A 17,309-nucleotide genomic window follows, 5' to 3' on the forward strand; every position below is an offset into this window, starting at 1 on the left:
AAGACGCGATTCTGTTCAGGATGCCCCTTTCAGCCTGGACATCATCCAGTTGGTCAGTTGGGGGGTTCCCTCATCCAGCAGATAACGTTCCATCTCGGCGGCTTCATTCAATTCATGAAACCGGTGCGAAGAAGTCAGCTCTTTTTTGGGCGGATTAGAGACACAGCTTAATTTCCCGTCCTCTCTATGTACAAAGCCGAGCTCTTCAAACACATCCAGCACCTTGGACATCATTCTTACAGAAACCGAGCACTGCCGGCTTAATGCAGGAAGAATCGTTTTTTCATCATGCGGGCCCGGTCCCAGTTTTCTCAGAAGCACGTATATGCGCTTGAATTGCTCACGGTCGGGCGCTTCCAGCCGGCCATGGTAGCCATTCTTGGCATGCATGAGAACGATATTCTCCACCTTGGGAAATATCGTCCACAGGGCATTAAACTGTTCCCTGGTTTCCGGAAGATCAAGCAGAAACAAAGTTCGCACAGTATCCTTAACCACCGGATCTGCCGATTCTTTCTCCGGCAGAATGCCGGCATTCTTATCATATACCCAAATCCGCTCATCATTCAATGAGCTTATTTTGCGAAAAGGCGAAGAGGGACCAACAACGGCAGCCACAGGCGCGCGGTCTGTACTGTCCTGATGAAAGATGCGTATACAGCGTTCCATAAGTCCGGACGGATCCGCTTCCCCACGGAAATCAAACACCTGTGGCGCCGTTACCTGGAGATCCTGCAGCATAAGCTGCAGCGAACGTTTGCCGTTCCACTCGTTGATGGACAATTCCCCCAGCACATCCATGAAGGAGCCTGGCTGCAGAAAGTCCGCAAGCTCACCACGCCCGAAGGCAACAACATCCAGCGTGGAGCCGTCCTGCTCCATTGCCAGCTTCAGATGGGTTTTTTCCTTGCCCATTTTCCGGGCCTCACGAAGCCGCAGTTTACGCAGCACCAGGCGGGGAGAGGGATTGGCCATCCCAAATGGCTGCAGCAGCTCAAGCTGCTCTGCAACACCAACGTTCAGCTCACTCAGTCTGCATTCCGCATCAACCTCGGCAACCGGAATGAAATGCTCGGGCAGCAAACGGGCATTCGCAAAGCGCTGTAATCTTAGTTCAAACTGCTCCAGCCCGTCACGATGCAGACTCATCCCCGCGGCTGACGGATGCCCGCCATAGTGATCCATCAGATCTTGACAATCAGTCAGAGCTTCATAGATATCAAGCCCGGGGATCGAGCGGGCAGAGCCTTTGCAATTTCCGGTCTCCGGATCTATGCCCAAAATAACCGTCGGACGATAATAACGCTCCAGCAGCTTGGAAGCCACGATGCCGACAACCCCCACATTCCAGCCTTCTCCTGCAATGACAATGACCGAAGGCAGAGCGGAGCCGTTGATTTTGGCTTCCAGCATTTCAATGGCCTGGCTCACGATATCGTTTACCACTTGCTGGCGTTCCTTGTTCAACAGATCCAGCTCGTGGGCAAGCTTGTCCGCTTCACCCGCATCCTCGGTAGTCAGGAGCGCCACGGCTCTTCCGGCGTGATCCAGCCGTCCGCTCGCATTAATGCGGGGCGCCAGTGCGAAGGCGATATTGATAGAGCTGACAGCTGCCATATCTACCCCGCTGATTTGCAGCAGCGCTTCAATGCCTGGAAAAGCGGAGGCTCTCATCGATTCGATGCCACGGCGGACGATGACCCTGTTCTCATCATGCAGGGGCATCAGATCCGCCACCGTTCCAATAGCCGCAATCTCAAACCAATGGGCAGGAACTTCACCCAGTAAGGCCTGTGCCAGCTTGAGAGCCACCCCTACCCCGGCAAGCCCCTTAAATGGATACGGGCATCCGGGAATCTTCGGGTTAATGAGCGCATAGGCTTCCGGCAGAACAGCCGGTGGCTCGTGGTGGTCTGTCACAATTACATCCATCCCAAGCGCCGCCGCATGAGCAATTTGCTCCACCGCGCTGATTCCGGTATCTACAGTAATAACGAGGCTAACACCCTGCTGGTAAGCCCAGTCCAGGGCATGATTATGCAGACCGTACCCTTCATTGGAGCGATGAGGGATATAAATGTCATATGAAGCCCCCAAACGTCTCATCAAATGAATCATAAATGCCGTACTGGATACGCCGTCCGCATCATAATCCCCATATATTAATATATGTTCATTACGCTCAAGAGCCTCCCGTATACGGGGGATCGCCCGGTCCATGCCCAGCAGCAAAAACGGATCATGCATCGATTCATCCCGTCCATGCAAAAAACGGTGTGCCGATTCGGGCATATCTATTCCCCGGTTAGCCAGCAGCGAAGCCAGCAGGGGAGAAATTTGCAGTTCACGGGCCAGTTCGTCCCTGACAGCAGGATCCGGCTCCGCAATTCTCCAACGGTACTGCGATTGAAGCAATGGATTTCACCTTACTTTCCATGCCGTCTGCTTCACTCACTGAATGAGTGGTGAAACTTCATTCTCCGGCAGTTCATGATTCGTCTTGTACGGGTAGACCGATTGATACGGGCTAAACTGGATTTTGACGTCCGTCACCCGGGCAAAACGGGTCATCAGCAGCGTCTTGGCCCGGTCCGCAATTTCCTGTGCCTCCTGCACCGTAATGCGGGGACTCACGCTGATAAAAGCATCAATGGATACAGTATCGTCATGCTCCAATGCCTTCAGGCTTTCTATGGTAACTATACCACGTACCCTCTGTACCGTCTCCATATATGGACGGACATCCTCTTCACGGAGCTCCTCCACAAGGGGACCGTGAACGGATTGTACAATCAGGGAATAACCTTTGCGCAGCACAAGGCAGGCAATCAGCAGACCGGCAACCGGATCCAGATAAAGAAGGAAATCCAGGCCGAATGCCTGGCCGGCCATGGCTCCGATCATGCCAAGCAGCGCCGTTAAAGATGAGTATAAAGAGAAACGATGTTCATTGATATGCACGTTGACTTCCGCTTCGCCTTTTTTCTTGGCGAATCTGTATTGAAATTGAAAGAGAGCTTCCTTTAAGACTAGTGCGGCTAATGCAGCAATCAAAGCATAAATCCCCGGCACGGAAGGCTCATCCGCAATCAGGGATCGGACGGCCGTACTGGCCAGCTCCAGTCCAGTCATTAACAACAGAACGGCAAACAATACAGAGATTGCCGGCCGTGTCCCTGGATTAATATTATTGCTTCTTCTATCTCCGCGGTATCCGGACTTCCCGGCATTCAAACGTCGGGCAAGGGCCGCCGCCGCATCCGATGCAGCATACAGCCCGTCCCCCATCAATGCCTTACTGCCCGAAACGTACCCTGCAGCGCCTTTTATCAGAGCCAATATCAGGTCACCGGCGATCCCTGTCCACGCCGCCGTCTCCGATGACCGGCTACGTTCGCTTTTCACAACAGTTCCCCCTCATTCCTGTGCTTACCTTGGACAAACGAACGGACTAGAAAACCGCGCCCTGCCAGACGCGGCTTCCTGTGCTCAGTTACATTTATGGATTGGCCGGCTTTGCCGCTTTGGCTACGGGTGGCTTCTGCTTGGCTTTCAAGCCAAGCCACAACGGCGCAGCGATAAAGATGGATGAATACGCCCCGAACAGCAGACCGATAACCATAGAGAGCGAGAACATCCGGATGGAAGCACCGCCGAAGATCAGCAAACATACCGATGCAATGAAAACCGTAAAGACTGTAGCCAGGGAGCGTGTCATCGTTTGAGCAATGCTGTGGTTGACTACCTGTGCCAGATCAGCCTTGGATTTTTTCTTGGCAAAGCGCAGATTTTCACGGATACGGTCAAATATAACAATCGTGTCGTTGATCGAGAAACCAACAATCGTCAAAATCGCGGTAATAAAGGTCAGGTCGATCTCCAACCGGAAAATGGCAAAGATAGCGATGACCAGAATCGCGTCATGCAGCAGCGATACAATCGCCGCAATGGCAAACCGCCATTCGAAACGGATGGAGACAAAGATGGCGATCGCCACACAGGCAATCAAGACTGCGTAAATGGCGTTGCGCTCCAGTTCTTTGGCCATTTCCGTATCCACGGTATTGACCTCGAAGGAAGCCCCTTGATCCAGCTTCGAGTTAAAGGTGGATTTCAATTCATTGACCTGCTGATCGGTCAGCACTTCGGAGAAACGAATGCCGAAACGTTCATTGCCCGGCGTGTAATCGGCGTCTTTTCCAATCCCCTGGGAATCCAGCAAGGATTGAATCTGTGCCTGGGTAACCGGCTTGGTCAGATTCACGTCGATATTGGACCCGGAACGGAAATCGACGCCGTAATTAAGTCCGAAAATGGAAATGCATATAATTCCTACGATGGCCAGCGCAATCGAGAATCCATAAAAATACTTGCTGACCTTCATATAATCCCAATCCCAATTAAAGCGCACGAATCTCACTCTCCTTTACACCGAAATACTTAGGCTTCTTAATCACATCAGCCTTGATCAGGAGATTGAGCAGGAAACGTGAGAAGAACACGTTGGTCAGGATACTTACGACAATGTCCACAATCAGCACCAGGGCAAAACCTCTGACGGAGCCCGTACCCAGCGCAAACATGACAAGCCCTGCGATAATCGTCGTAATATTCGCGTCCATTACGGTACGGAAGGAGTTCTTGCCCCCTGCAACCATGGAAGAGCGAATGGATTTGCCGCTAAGAATTTCCTCTTTGATCCGTTCATAAGTAATGATGTTCGCATCGACCGCCATGCCGATCCCGAGTACAAAGGCGGCGATCCCCGGCAGTGTCAGTACGAAATCTCCGAGATAGAAGATAGCAAGCACCAGCCAAGTATGCAAAATCAGACAGAAGCTGGCAATCAGACCCGGAACACGATACATCAGAATCATAAACAGCAAAATAATAACCGATGCGATCAGACCCGCAACAATCGTCTGATGCAAGGATAATTGCCCCAATGTGGCGCCGACGCTCTGCGAATATTTCTCTGTAAGGCTGAGCGGCAGTGCACCCAGATTAATGGTATCAGCAATCCGGTTTGCTTCTTCACGAGTATAACTACCGGTAATCGAAGCGTTGCCGTCTGTCAGCTGCTGTCTTACCTCTGGATCTGACAGCAATTCCTCATCAAGATAAATGGCCAGCACTTTGCCGGTTAACCGCTTGGTTATCTCAGCAAATTTGGCACTGTCCTTCACTTTAATGCTGATTTCAGGCTGATTCAATGAATTGGATACAACAGAAGCGCCATTTTCTACAAAATCCTCACCGCGCAGCTCAATTTTGCTGTAAGTTCCCGGCTTATCCCCCTCAGCCGCACTGCGGAAAGTCAATTGAGCCGGTTTCTTCAGCATTTCACGCATTTCCGCTTCATTGGTCACACCAGCAATCCGTACACGGATCCGGTTAGTCCCTTCCGTTGTTACTTCAGGCTCGCTGGTTCCCATGGCATTGATTCTCGCCTCAAGACTTTTGGCAGTCTGTATAAGCGATTCTCTGGTGACTGCTTGTCCTCCCTGCATGGGTTTAGCTTCGTATAAAACTTCAAAGCCTCCCTTTAAGTCGAGGCCCAATTTTAAACTCTGCAATAAGGCCGGGCTTGTCCCGATCATAACCCCAGCAGTTATGAGCACGACCAGGATGAAACTTAACACTCTCTTCATGCCGTCCCATGATCCCCTTTCAAATTCTCAATATTCCTATTATAGCACCTCAGCAAATGCAGTCAATTTGACCACAAAAAAGACCCCCTTCCTATTCGAAAGTGGATCCCCGGAGTGCGGACATCGTTAAATAGTTCATGAAACTGGTCGCTTTCAGCGAAAGAATGTCGTTCACAAGCTTGTGCAAATGGGGAATTCCTTCTTTCTCGTATTTACTGCTCACACAGTCCCAGACATCCTTGCTGGTTACATGCTCGTAGCCAACCATTCTAAGCTCTTCTGCCTTGCTGCGGCAAAGCATCTCAACGGCTTCTTCCAGATAATGTTCATCCAGCTCTTCCATGCCCATGACCTAACCTCCCGAGCCTTCCTAGTTAAAGGATTCTTCGCATTCCCAGTCTTCCGGCAAACTTAAACCGTACATGCAAACAATAAATGTAATCCGCCATTACGTCAACTCCTATTGCCTGCCTTTCTTAATTTACCATTCAGGATATTCACAGGCTTGTCATGAAAGGGGACAGGTTAGGCATATCCATTTACTACATGCTGTAAGCAGGTCCAGCCCAAATCTGACGGAAGAGGGAGTTGCGGTTGAGAAAACAAACATTTATTCAAGGAGCCATCATACTGCTTGCCGCAGGCATCATCAACCGGCTGCTAGGCTTCGTTCCGCGCATTGTGCTTCCCCGGATCATCGGTCCGGAAGGCGTCGGATTGTACCAGCAGGGATATCCGTTTTTCATCGTCATCGTCACGCTCATCACCGGCGGTATCCCTTTGGCTGTCGCCAAGCTGGTTGCTGAAGCCGAGACGGAGGGGCGCCCGGAGCGCTCAAGACAAATCCTGCATACTTCACTCCAATTCACGGTTTCCCTGGGCACGTTATTTCTCGTACTCTGCCTTGTCTTCGCGCCCTGGATTACAAACCATATTCTTACGGATAACCGTGTGTATCACACTTTTGTCAGTATGACGCCCATGATTGTTATTGTGGCGGTATCCTCCGTTTACCGCGGGTACTTTCAAGGGAAACAAAACATGATCCCATCCGCGGCATCTTCCATAGCCGAAACCATCATCCGCATTATTTGCGTCATCTGGTTTTCTTATCTGCTGCTGCCCAAGGGAATCGAATTTGCTGCGGCTGGCGCCATGCTCGGTGCAATGGTCGGGGAACTGATCGGCATGTTCGTGTTGCTGTGGCAGTACGCCAGGCATCATAAAGATCCTCCTGCAGAACATGGAGATGTTCAGCTGAAGGGAAGCGATGCCGGGAAAGGAAAAATACTTAGACCTTTGCTGTCCCTATCCATTCCGGTGACTGCAAGCAGGCTGGTCGGTTCATTTTCCTACCTGCTTGAGTCCATCGTGCTGATGCGCAGTCTTGCGGCAGCAGGAATTGCAACCGCCGTGGCAACTGCCCAGTATGGCGCTCTGCAGGGCATGATCATCCCGGTACTGCTCCTGCCCGGCGCCTTGACCACATCTCTGGCCATTTCGCTCGTTCCCTCCCTGACGGAAGCTGCTGCTGGAGGGCACTGGACAACCGTCCACAGCAGGCTGAACCAGTCTCTCCAGCTCTCGCTTGTTGCCGGCGCTCCGTTTGCCGTATTAATGTACGTGCTTGCCGAGCCGATATGTATGCTGCTGTACAACAGCACAGAAGCCGCGGGAATGCTGAAGCTCATGGCTCCATTTGCCCTGTTCATCTATATTCAGTCCCCTCTGCAGGCTGCCCTGCAGGCGCTTAATCGTCCCGGTCAGGCACTCATGAATACTGCAGTAGGCGCTATTATTAAAATAGCATTGATCATCGCCCTCGCCTCCCGCCCCGAATACGGAATCTATGGAGGCGTGGCCGCCATATGCGTAAACAGCATGATTGTGACCCTGCTGCACGGATACAGTGTAAGCAGGCTGCTCGGCTATCAGATGAAGCCGGGAGACTGGTTCAAAACGGTTGCAGGGATGCTTTTGATGGGAGGAGGCGTGCTGTATGCCTACAACCATCTCCCTTTCAACGGCTCGCTTTGGCTGCAGTTTATCAGTTCGTCTCTGATCGGAATGGTGCTGTACCTGGTGTTTATGTCTTGTACAGGCATGATCCGTTGGGATCAGCTGCACCGCATTCCTATTGTGCGGAGATGGTTCAGAACCTGAGAGGAATATCCGACAATAGAGGCTATTCCCTTTTGTTCCCCGCACTGACATACAGCTTGCCGTTGTGATCCAGAGTACACAGAAAAATGTCCTTAAAGTCGTTATGTCCTTGAAGCTGAATTTGATTTTTCAGCCAGAATCTGGTCTTGTTTATCTTTTCAAGATTGGCGTCCTGTACTTTTCCGTCCATAATGAGCGGAACAGGTAGCCCTTCATATTTGAACTTCTCAAGCTCCTTCCTGATGGGAGATGAACCGCCCCTGCCATCAGATGAACGGGCTGCGCCCTGTGAGCTGTCCGTATCACCATAGCCGTTTATTTTCGGGATCACCGCAAGCTTGCCGCTCGTCTCCAGAATCGCATAATCGACATCCGATATACTGGCTATATTTTGTTCCCTTAGCTGAAGCATCAAATCATCCAGATTATAGCGCTGCTTTGCCATCATCTCGCGATCCAGCTCGCCTCCGGCTATGATTACCGCAGGTTTTCCGTCAAACAACAGCCGTATGCCGCGGTTTTTGAGACCAATATAAGCTATGCTGATCTGGAGAATCAGAAGCGTAGCCAGAGGGACAAACGCATTATAAAGAGGACGCTGGATATCCTCCAGCGAAAAAACGGCAATTTCCGCCATCATGATAGAAATAATCAGATCAAACAGGGACAGCTTGCCAATTTCCCGTTTGCCCATGATCCGCATAATCACATACAGGACTACATACATCAGCACCGTACGAAAAATATGCATTCCAACTTGGTCCATAGCAAATCTCATCCTCCTGTGTGCCCCACTCGGGAGATCAGAACGCGTACTGGTATTCTCACCCTGACTATGCCGTCGCATACGGAAAATCTGATTTTTAATTAATGGAAAAAGTAGCGACGGAAAGAGCACAGCTTGTACTATCTGCTGCTGCCCGGCCATAGAATGGGATATATGATATTTTCGGAGGAGGTCAGTAAAATGGATTTGATCCGCCGTTGGTCCAATCGTGTATCAAGCCCCCTTTTATCCGGTCTGTTCCATGCCTTTGTGTGGATGATGGTCGGGGCGCTTGTGCTGTCCTTGCTGCTATGGCTCACTGGCATGCAGGAGCAGGACTTATCCCTTTTCACCTACATTATTCATGGCATCTCCATGCTGGCAGGCGGTTTTGTTTCAGGCAAAAAATCCGGAAAAAAAGGCTGGTACCAAGGTGGACTAACGGGGGTGGTTTACGGGATAGCCGTTCTGATCATCGGCTTCTTGGCCTTGGATTCGCGTGTAAATGTACAGGATCTGTTGCACTTATCCGCAGCCTTTATCCTTGGCGCTTTTGGAGGAATGCTGGGCATCAACCTGAGTAAAACATCCTGAATAGATCTTGTTTCATAGTTGAAACAAAAAAACCGGACTCTCCCCAAGAAGAGCTCGGTTTTTTCTATGATCTGGTTATTTGCTTGCTTCGCTTGCTTTCTCGTTTACAACCGTTGCTGAGCTGATGGCGCTTCGGTCGAAGGTCAGCTTGGTAACGTCGTTCACGCGCAGAACGGCAATATCGTCTGTAATCTCTACAATGGTTCCATGAAGTCCCCCGATGGTGACGACCTTATCTCCTTTTTTCAAAGCACTCAGCATGGCATTGCGCTGCTTCTGTTTCTTTTGCTGTGGTCGGATAAGCAGGAAGTAGAAAATAGCAAACATCAGAACAAACGGCAGTACCATGCCCAAGAGGCCATTGGTCCCACCACCGGCAGCCGCTGTTGCAAAATTCAACATATTATATTTTCCCCCCTTTCAAGACTTAAAGCATCTTTGCATGGTTTGTTTAAAATCCTTTTTCATTATCATGAAGACCGTACTGCTCGAAAAATTCGTCCCTGAAGTCCAGCAACCTGTCCTCCATGATGGCCTGTCTTACATTGCGCATCAGGTTCAGCAGAAAATACAGGTTGTGATAAGTGGTCAGACGAAGTCCGAAGGTTTCGTCAGCTTTGATCAAATGACGCAAATAAGCGCGCGAGTAGTTTCTGCACGTATAGCAGTCACAGGCGGGATCCAAGGGGCCGAAGTCACGCATATACTGGGCATTCCGCACCACGAGACGTCCCTGGCTTGTCATTGTCGTGCCGTTACGGGCAATACGGGTTGGAAGCACGCAGTCGAACATATCCACACCGCGGATAGCGCCTTCAATCAGCGCATCAGGCGATCCCACCCCCATCAGGTAGCGAGGCTTGCCTGAAGGAAGCAGCGGCACGGTAGATTCCAGCATTTCATACATCATATGCTTCGGTTCGCCTACGCTCAGTCCACCAATAGCATACCCCGGGAAATCCATGGAAGTCAAATCGGCCGCACTTTGCTTTCTCAGGTCTGCATACATGCCGCCCTGAACAATCGCAAACAGCCCCTGGTCATGGGGACGGGCATGGCTTTGAAGGCATCGTTCCGCCCACCGGCTCGTGCGTTCCAGCGATCTTTTTACATAGTCGTAATCCGCAGGATATGGAGGGCATTCATCGAATGCCATCATAATATCCGAGCCGAGCGCATTTTGAATTTCCATGGCAACCTCCGGGGAAAGAAACTTCTTATCCCCGTTCAGATGGGAGCGGAATTCAACGCCTTCCTCGGTAATTTTACGCATTTCACTTAACGAGAATACCTGGAAGCCGCCGCTGTCCGTCAGGATCGGACGGTCCCAGTTCATGAATTTATGCAGTCCGCCGGCTTCCCTGACGATGTCATGGCCCGGTCGAAGGAAGAGATGGTACGTATTGCTCAGAATAATCTGGGCATCCATCTCTTTCAGCTCTTCTGGGCTCATTGTCTTGACTGTGGCCTGTGTTCCCACCGGCATAAAGGCCGGAGTCTCGATCACACCGTGCGGCGTATGAACTCTTCCAAGCCTTGCTCCGGACTGTTTGCACGTTTTGATATGTTCATAAGTAATTGCAGGTGACATTTATATATACTCCTCTAGGATTATCATTAATAAATAAACATGGCGTCTCCAAAGCTGAAAAACCGGTATTTACGGTCAATCGCCTCCTGATAGGCCGTCATGATATGCTCGCGCCCGGCAAGAGCGCTAACCAGCATTACGAGTGTGGACTTTGGCAAATGAAAGTTCGTGATCAGCGCATCGACGACTTTAAATTCATAGCCCGGATACATGAAAATATTGGTCCAGCCACTCATTTCTTTAAGCGGACCACCTGCGCACGCGGTTCCCACCGTCTCAAGCGTTCTGCAGCTGGTCGTTCCTACCGCTACGATCCGGCCGCCCCGTGCCTTTGTTTCATTCAACAGCTCGGCCGTTTCCCTGGACAAGGAATAATATTCTTCATGCATTTCATGCTCTTCCACTACCTCTACAGACACGGGACGGAAGGTACCCAAACCGACATGAAGCGTGACAAACGCGATGGACACCCCGCGGCTGCGGATTTCGTCCAGCAGCTCTTCCGTAAAATGCAATCCTGCGGTTGGAGCAGCGGCAGAGCCTTCGTGCTTCGCATACACAGTCTGATAGCGTTCCTTGTCATCCAGCTTCTCACGGATATATGGCGGCAACGGCATTTGCCCAAGCCGGTCCAAAATCTCCTGAAACACGCCCTGATAAGCAAAAGAAATAATTCTCGCGCCCATATCGCCTTCTTCTTCAATCCGAGCCTTTAATTCATCGCCAAAAAGGATCACAGTGCCCTTCTTCAGCTTTTTGCCCGGCTTCACGAGCGCTTCCCACCTGTCACCCTCCAGGTTCTTGAGCAGCAGCACTTCAGCCTTTGCACCTGTGTCCTCCTTGACCCCAAAAAGGCGGGCAGGGATAACCCTTGTATCATTCAACACCAGGGTATCTCCCGGATTCAGAAAGTTCACAATATCCTTGAACGTATGATGCCCGATTGCACCGCTTTGTTTGTTTAACGTCAACAGCCTGGAGGAGCTCCGCTCCTTGAGCGGTGTCTGCGCAATCAGTTCCTCCGGCAAATGAAAATCATATAAGTTTACATCCATTATGTCTTCATTCCTTAACTATAGAAACATTCTGGTAGTAGTGTTGCAAAATTTCCTTATAATCATACCCTTCATCCGCCATCCCCTTGGCTCCCCATTGGGACAGCCCAAGACCATGCCCGTTGCCCTGGCCGGTAAAGATGAAGCGCTGCTCCTTGTCTATCACACGGGCTTCATGGGACCCGTTCATCACAACCATGCCGCTGCCGGACCAGGCGCTCTCTCCGCTGCCGGAAATCAGCTCAGCTCCCGCAGCACCGCTGATGTGGCTCGTTTCCCCGTCAGCGCCTAATACAGTATAACTGCCTGTTCCGCTAATATCAAACTTTGTACTTGGCAAACTGCCCATTGCCGAACGGTACATATCCGGATATTTTACGTCCAGAGGCTTTCCATTCGCTTCCACTTCCATCACTCTGCCGGAAGGCCCCCGCTCCGTTACGTCCAAATGCTGAATTTCTTCTGGAAGCGTTCCGGTAATTTTGCCCTGCATGGATTTGAGCAGCTGGTCCGACGTAAACGGCCCTCTTACCCAGGCGTAGCTTCCGGACTCTGGCACCTTGCCAAGCACGACAGCTTTATCCCCGGGATTCATCTGGGCCACAACGGCTACATCCGACTGAATTTGCGGGATTGGCCGCACATTGGTGCTGTCGGACGTTACGGTCATTTTAGCCAGCCCGGCCTGTGTAGTATCTTCAATCTCCTTTACGTTGTCCTCCCTGACATAGCCTGTTTTGCCATTGTCCAGCAGCACATGATACCACATCTTGCTTCCTTCCTGGGCGCTCTCATCCCCGGGACTGTCCACACTGGCAAACACTGAACCTCCCCCATTCCATACTTCCGAGGGATCGGCAGTGGTACCACCGGCGTTGGCAGAAAAAACAGCTTCAACTACTTCGCCTCCGTTCATCAATACTTCTCCGGAGGTGGCATCCACAGCGTCGCTTACCTTCTCATTCTCGCTGGCTATTCCGTTATAAGCCTGACTGAGCGTTGTATCCACAACATCCGCTATTTTAAATTTGTTGCTTTGAAAGAGCGCGTAACTGCGTGCAGCTACCGCCTGCGCCTTCAGGGCTTCTTTCGGCCAGGATGCATAGACCTCCGCCCCAACTACGGAATACAGATATTGATCTACAGGCAGTTCATTCACCAGTGCCAGCTGCCCGGATTGTTTGCTGATTTCAAAATCGCCGCGGTATGTACGCTGTGATCTCTCGGCAACCTGTATTGCTGCTCCATCACCATGAATCATAACTTTTCCGTTATCCGGACCGCTCAGCACATAATGGCGCACACCCTTCGCATTGCCCCCCTCCGTACCTGCATCCTGACGGATGATGAGAGCAGGCTCCGATAAGTCCGCCTCCGACAAGATCATGTCCGGCAGAGCTCCGGTTACTGCCTTACGGATACCGGCAAGTTGGCTGGCGGATACAGCCTCACCGACCCAAACGGCATAATCCCCCCTTGAGAGCAGCACTGTATACGCATCAAATCCGGCTGATTGGATATCGTCTCTGACCCGGCCCGCCTCCTGCTCATCAGCGAATGTGCCTGCCGATAAATGAAAATTGCCCACGGCCGTCGGTGTTTGACCTCCTAACTGGGCAGCAGCGGACGCCCCTACTCTGGTTACGGCCGTCTGAGCCGCCGCTGCGCTGGCATACATGCCAGTGTAGAGCTGATAGACCTTTCTTCCGTTTTTTGAATCAGTAAATAGAATCGGCTTGTCACTCGTACCCTGCAGGACCTTTGCGGCAGCTGCTGCCGCCTGATAATCCCCCGTTTCCATGACCTTTACCCGAAAGCCATCGACGCTGAAGCGAACAGATTGTCCTGACGAAAGATGAACCCATGCCCGGTAATCCTCGCCTGTTCCCTCTCCCGCGCTCCAGTCGCCATCCGATTTCAATGTAACAGCAGGTACAGTTGATTTATAGGTGCTCCCAAGATCGGCAAACAAGGCAACCCGTATGGAATCCTGTGAGGTGTCCCCATAAGCCGGATTATACAAGCTGCCTGTGGACATAAATACAGCTGCCCCAAGAACGATATAACGCATCCATCTATTCATTTTCACCGTATCCTCCCCACACATTGCATACCGCTTTTTATCGGCTTCGCCCTTAGATCCCTTTATACCTTATCTTTCAAAAACAGGATCAGTTCCCTTCGGGCATAGGAAGCCCCAAATGAGCGTAGGCCGCCGGTGTAGCAACCCTTCCGCGCGGCGTCCTTTGCAGCATGCCGATCTGCAGCAAATAGGGCTCGTATACATCTTCGATGGTCTGGCTTTCCTCCCCTATGGTTGCCGCAATGGTATCAAGCCCTACAGGACCTCCGCGAAAATTCAGGATCATCGCTTTCAGCATTTTATGGTCAATCTCATCCATCCCGCGCGGATCGATCTGCAGCCGCTGGAGCGCTTCTTCGGCAAGAGTCTGGGTGATCACCCCGTCCCCCTGTACCTGCGCAAAATCCCTGACCCGCTTAAGCAGCCTGTTGGCAATCCGCGGTGTTCCGCGCGAACGCAGGGCAATTTCTTCGGCGGCATTGCCAACAATTTCGATGCCGAGAATATCGGCTCCGCGCGAAACAATAAAAGCAAGCTCGTCCGTCGTATAGAACTCCAAACGGCTGATTACGCCAAATCTGTCGCGCAGCGGAGCCGACAGCAGTCCTGCCCTCGTCGTTGCCCCTATCAAAGTAAAGGGAGGCAGATCCAGTCTGACAGAACGTGCGCTGGGGCCTTTACCAATCATAATGTCCAGGGCAAAGTCCTCCATGGCCGGATACATTACCTCCTCAACGGTTCGATGCAGCCGATGAATCTCGTCGATAAAGAGGACATCACCTTCCTGAAGGTTGGTGAGCAGCGCGGCCAGATCGCCCGGACGTTCAATGGCTGGACCCGATGTCGTCCGCAAATTCACGCCCAATTCATTGGCGATAATGTTAGCCAGCGTCGTTTTCCCCAGTCCCGGCGGACCGTACAAGAGCACATGATCGAGCGCTTCATTTCGCATTTTGGCCGCTTCGATATAGATTTTGAGATTTTCTTTTACCTTGTTCTGTCCGATATATTCATTCAAAAAGCGGGGACGCAAACTCAGCTCCACCGCCTGGTCTTCCATCATTAAATTTGCCGAAATAATCCGGTCTTCCATATGGCATCGCTCCTATTCTGCTGTCAGTCTTGCCGACTAACCTGCGAACAGCATCTGCAGCGCCCGTTTCATCAGGATGTCTACAGAGTCGTCCGGCGAAGTATCTTTCTTCATCCTGGCCCATGCTTTGTCCAATTCGGCATCCGTATAACCCAACGCCTTCAGAGCCTCACGGGCTTCGCTCCAGTACGAGCCTTCCCCTTCATCCGCAGACGGCGGCGGTGCAAACAAACCGGTGGCCATGGCAGCCGAGCCAATGCCGTCCAGCTTGTCCTTAAGATCCAAAATCATGCGCTGCGCCGTCTTTTTACCGATTCCCGGCAGCTTCGTCAGGAAAGTAATATTCTCCTGATAAATAGCGGATACAACATGCGCTGGTGTTCCGCCTCCCAATATGCCCAATGCAACCTTTGGCCCGATTCCCGATACCTCAATCAGCTTCCGGAACAGCTGCTGCTCTTCACGGGTAGGAAAACCGAACAGCAGAATCGCGTCTTCCCTTACGTGATGGTGTGTATACACCGTCACAGCTCCTTCAGCTTTGGCAAGGGCATAGGGATTGGGACAGAACACACGGTATCCGACCCCCTGCACGTCCAGTACGATATATTCATTCTCCAGATGGGCAACATGTCCCCGTAAAAAGTCAATCATCTCCGCAAAACCTCATTCAATTTGGAATTTAAAGTATAAGAATGCGCGTGACATATCGCCACGGCCAAAGCATCGGCCACATCATCCGGCTTGGGCACAGCCTGCAGCTTCAGGAACATGCGAACCATCTCCTGGACCTGCTGCTTCTCTGCTTTGCCATAACCTACGATGGCCTGCTTGACCTGCATCGGCGTGTATTCGGCAACCGGGAGACCGCTCTGAACGGCAGCAAGCACAAGCACCCCGCGCGCTTGGCTGACAGTCATTGCGGTGGTGACATTCCGGTTGAAAAAAAGCTTTTCCAATGCAACAGCATCGGGTTTGTATTTATCAATCAGCTGCTTCATGCCTTCATAGACTTGCAGCAAACGTTCTTCCTCTGGCGTATGGGCTTCCGTCTGGATACATCCGTACTGAACCGGGACCACCTTGCTGCCCTGTTTATCGACAAATCCGAAGCCTACGATCGCAATCCCCGGATCGATTCCCAAAATGCGCAAAACCATCTCTCCCCTGTGTATAAAAGCGAACATATGTATTGTTCACTCCATTATAACAAATGTTTCTGCCTACAGGCGAAAAACTTTCCTCTTTCTGAACACAGCAAAAAAGAGACGCCTTCCCGCGTCTCTCCTGAGTGTGAATTTTTTAGTATTCCTGACCCATCACTTTACGTGTCTGCTCCACCGCATAATCGCTGAAGGTTGAAATCACACTGTTATACTCCTCAATATCCTGAATCCGGATTCCGTCACGCAGCTGCTGAAAAACACCCTCCGGCAAAGATGTTTCCATGCTTCCTATATCGAGCTGGAAAAAGGTACGAATCACCTTTTCCTTTTGCGGCGGGCCTTCAAACAGAGTTAACTGCCCCCCGGAGCCAATGCCCATATACGAATTTTCTTTGCATACAGGGGACAGATCTGCAACCTCCCGTTCCAGCCACGCTTCACCCTTCGCGTTCAAACGGCCGCTCCAATCCGGATGCTGTATCAGCAGAGAGGCCAGATCCTCAGCCTGATACATGCCAAGCAACGAAGTTTCCGTCCCGCAGACATAGTTGGTAAGCATATGAACTTCCCGGCTTAAGCCGGTATTCCGCACCGTTTCAATAAACTTCTGCTGCTGCTGGGAAAGCTCATTCTTGAAGTCTCTCTCTTCGACTTGCCCCATGGCTTCCATCGCTGCTGGCCCCTCACCTGTCAGAAGATCCTCAAGATTATCAGACAGTATAACCGTATAAAAAGCAAAAGCTGCAGCGCCCGCCACAAAGAAAGCCCACAATGCTCTTCTCCATTGTCTCCATCGGCGTCTGAACTGTTTTTTCAGTTTGAGTCGGTTCACATGAATCCCTTCTATCCCACTTTTTGTGTTAGTGTGACCGGGGGAACCTGACTTTATACGTTTTAAAAAAGACGATAAGAAAAATGTCTGTCAACGTACATTCAAAGAAGCCAGACCACGTTTAGCGGTAGTTTTCTTGCGATTTCAGGAAGCTTGTGCCAGGAAGTTTATACTTCTTGAAATCTTAACAAAAAAAGAAACCCGTCAAACACCTTGACGGATTTCTTTTTTATTTATGAATCGGGACGACACGATTTGAACATGCGACCCCCTGGTCCCAAACCAGGTGCTCTACCAAGCTGAGCTACGTCCCGT

General features: G+C 51.2%; 16 protein-coding genes and 1 tRNA gene. 2 read left to right on the forward strand and 15 right to left on the reverse strand.

The window, feature by feature from the left end; all coding sequences use genetic code 11:
• Positions 1–15 precede the first annotated feature (15 nt).
• The 5 genes from recJ to ACE5KN_RS28115 form a co-directional block, all read right to left on the reverse strand.
• Positions 16–2,415 (reverse strand): single-stranded-DNA-specific exonuclease RecJ, encoded by a 2,400-nt coding sequence (recJ, locus tag ACE5KN_RS28095; RefSeq protein WP_375527303.1) that lies wholly within the window; start codon positions 2,413–2,415, stop codon positions 16–18.
• Between the two features lie 36 nt (positions 2,416–2,451).
• Positions 2,452–3,405 carry a cation diffusion facilitator family transporter gene (locus tag ACE5KN_RS28100; protein WP_375527302.1) on the reverse strand — a complete coding sequence of 318 codons (954 nt, stop codon included), beginning with the start codon at positions 3,403–3,405 and terminating at the stop codon, positions 2,452–2,454.
• A gap of 94 nt (positions 3,406–3,499) precedes the next feature.
• Positions 3,500–4,411 (reverse strand): protein translocase subunit SecF, encoded by a 912-nt coding sequence (gene secF / locus ACE5KN_RS28105; RefSeq protein WP_375527301.1) that lies wholly within the window; start codon positions 4,409–4,411, stop codon positions 3,500–3,502.
• On the reverse strand, positions 4,401–5,651 hold the full coding sequence (secD, locus tag ACE5KN_RS28110; protein ID WP_375527300.1) for a protein translocase subunit SecD: 1,251 nt from the start codon (positions 5,649–5,651) through the stop codon (positions 4,401–4,403). The genes secF and secD overlap by 11 nt, the downstream gene beginning before the upstream one ends.
• A 91-nt stretch (positions 5,652–5,742) precedes the next feature.
• Positions 5,743–6,000 carry a post-transcriptional regulator gene (locus ACE5KN_RS28115; protein ID WP_375527299.1) on the reverse strand — a complete coding sequence of 86 codons (258 nt, stop codon included), beginning with the start codon at positions 5,998–6,000 and terminating at the stop codon, positions 5,743–5,745.
• Between the two features lie 245 nt (positions 6,001–6,245).
• Between ACE5KN_RS28115 and spoVB the strand changes: the two genes are divergently transcribed.
• On the forward strand, positions 6,246–7,814 hold the full coding sequence (gene spoVB, locus ACE5KN_RS28120) for a stage V sporulation protein B (protein WP_375527298.1): 1,569 nt from the start codon (positions 6,246–6,248) through the stop codon (positions 7,812–7,814).
• A 22-nt stretch (positions 7,815–7,836) separates the two neighbouring features.
• Here the strand turns inward: spoVB and ACE5KN_RS28125 are convergent, their stop codons facing one another.
• A complete protein-coding gene (locus ACE5KN_RS28125; RefSeq protein ID WP_375527297.1) occupies positions 7,837–8,580 on the reverse strand; it encodes a YetF domain-containing protein in 744 nt (247 codons plus the stop codon).
• Positions 8,581–8,781: 201 nt separating this feature from the next.
• Between ACE5KN_RS28125 and ACE5KN_RS28130 the strand changes: the two genes are divergently transcribed.
• Positions 8,782–9,174, forward strand: a complete 393-nt coding sequence (locus ACE5KN_RS28130) for a TIGR04086 family membrane protein (RefSeq protein ID WP_375527296.1) — start codon at positions 8,782–8,784, stop codon at positions 9,172–9,174.
• Positions 9,175–9,249: 75 nt separating this feature from the next.
• On the opposite strand, the gene yajC is transcribed toward ACE5KN_RS28130, so the two are convergent.
• The 9 genes from yajC to ACE5KN_RS28175 form a co-directional block, all read right to left on the reverse strand.
• A complete protein-coding gene (gene yajC, locus ACE5KN_RS28135) occupies positions 9,250–9,576 on the reverse strand; it encodes a preprotein translocase subunit YajC (RefSeq protein WP_375527295.1) in 327 nt (108 codons plus the stop codon).
• A 49-nt stretch (positions 9,577–9,625) separates the two neighbouring features.
• On the reverse strand, positions 9,626–10,765 hold the full coding sequence (tgt, locus tag ACE5KN_RS28140; protein ID WP_375527294.1) for a tRNA guanosine(34) transglycosylase Tgt: 1,140 nt from the start codon (positions 10,763–10,765) through the stop codon (positions 9,626–9,628).
• 26 nt (positions 10,766–10,791) lie between these two features.
• Positions 10,792–11,820, reverse strand: a complete 1,029-nt coding sequence (queA, locus tag ACE5KN_RS28145) for a tRNA preQ1(34) S-adenosylmethionine ribosyltransferase-isomerase QueA (RefSeq protein ID WP_375527293.1) — start codon at positions 11,818–11,820, stop codon at positions 10,792–10,794.
• A gap of 7 nt (positions 11,821–11,827) precedes the next feature.
• Positions 11,828–13,903 (reverse strand): SpoIID/LytB domain-containing protein, encoded by a 2,076-nt coding sequence (locus tag ACE5KN_RS28150; protein ID WP_375527292.1) that lies wholly within the window; start codon positions 13,901–13,903, stop codon positions 11,828–11,830.
• Between the two features lie 88 nt (positions 13,904–13,991).
• Entirely contained in the window at positions 13,992–14,996 is a 1,005-nt protein-coding gene (gene ruvB, locus ACE5KN_RS28155; RefSeq protein ID WP_375527291.1) for a Holliday junction branch migration DNA helicase RuvB, read from the reverse strand.
• A 36-nt stretch (positions 14,997–15,032) separates the two neighbouring features.
• Positions 15,033–15,650, reverse strand: coding sequence for a Holliday junction branch migration protein RuvA (gene ruvA / locus ACE5KN_RS28160; RefSeq protein WP_375527290.1), 618 nt, complete (start codon positions 15,648–15,650; stop codon positions 15,033–15,035).
• Entirely contained in the window at positions 15,647–16,150 is a 504-nt protein-coding gene (gene ruvC, locus ACE5KN_RS28165) for a crossover junction endodeoxyribonuclease RuvC (protein ID WP_375527289.1), read from the reverse strand. Before ruvC ends, ruvA begins: the two co-directional genes overlap by 4 nt.
• A 148-nt stretch (positions 16,151–16,298) precedes the next feature.
• Entirely contained in the window at positions 16,299–16,994 is a 696-nt protein-coding gene (locus ACE5KN_RS28170) for a BofC C-terminal domain-containing protein (protein ID WP_375527288.1), read from the reverse strand.
• 240 nt (positions 16,995–17,234) lie between these two features.
• A tRNA-Pro gene (locus tag ACE5KN_RS28175) sits at positions 17,235–17,308 on the reverse strand.
• Between the last annotated feature and the right edge of the window lies 1 nt (position 17,309).

Source organism: Paenibacillus terreus (genome assembly GCF_042138595.1).
GTDB lineage: Bacteria > Bacillota > Bacilli > Paenibacillales > Paenibacillaceae > Paenibacillus > Paenibacillus terreus.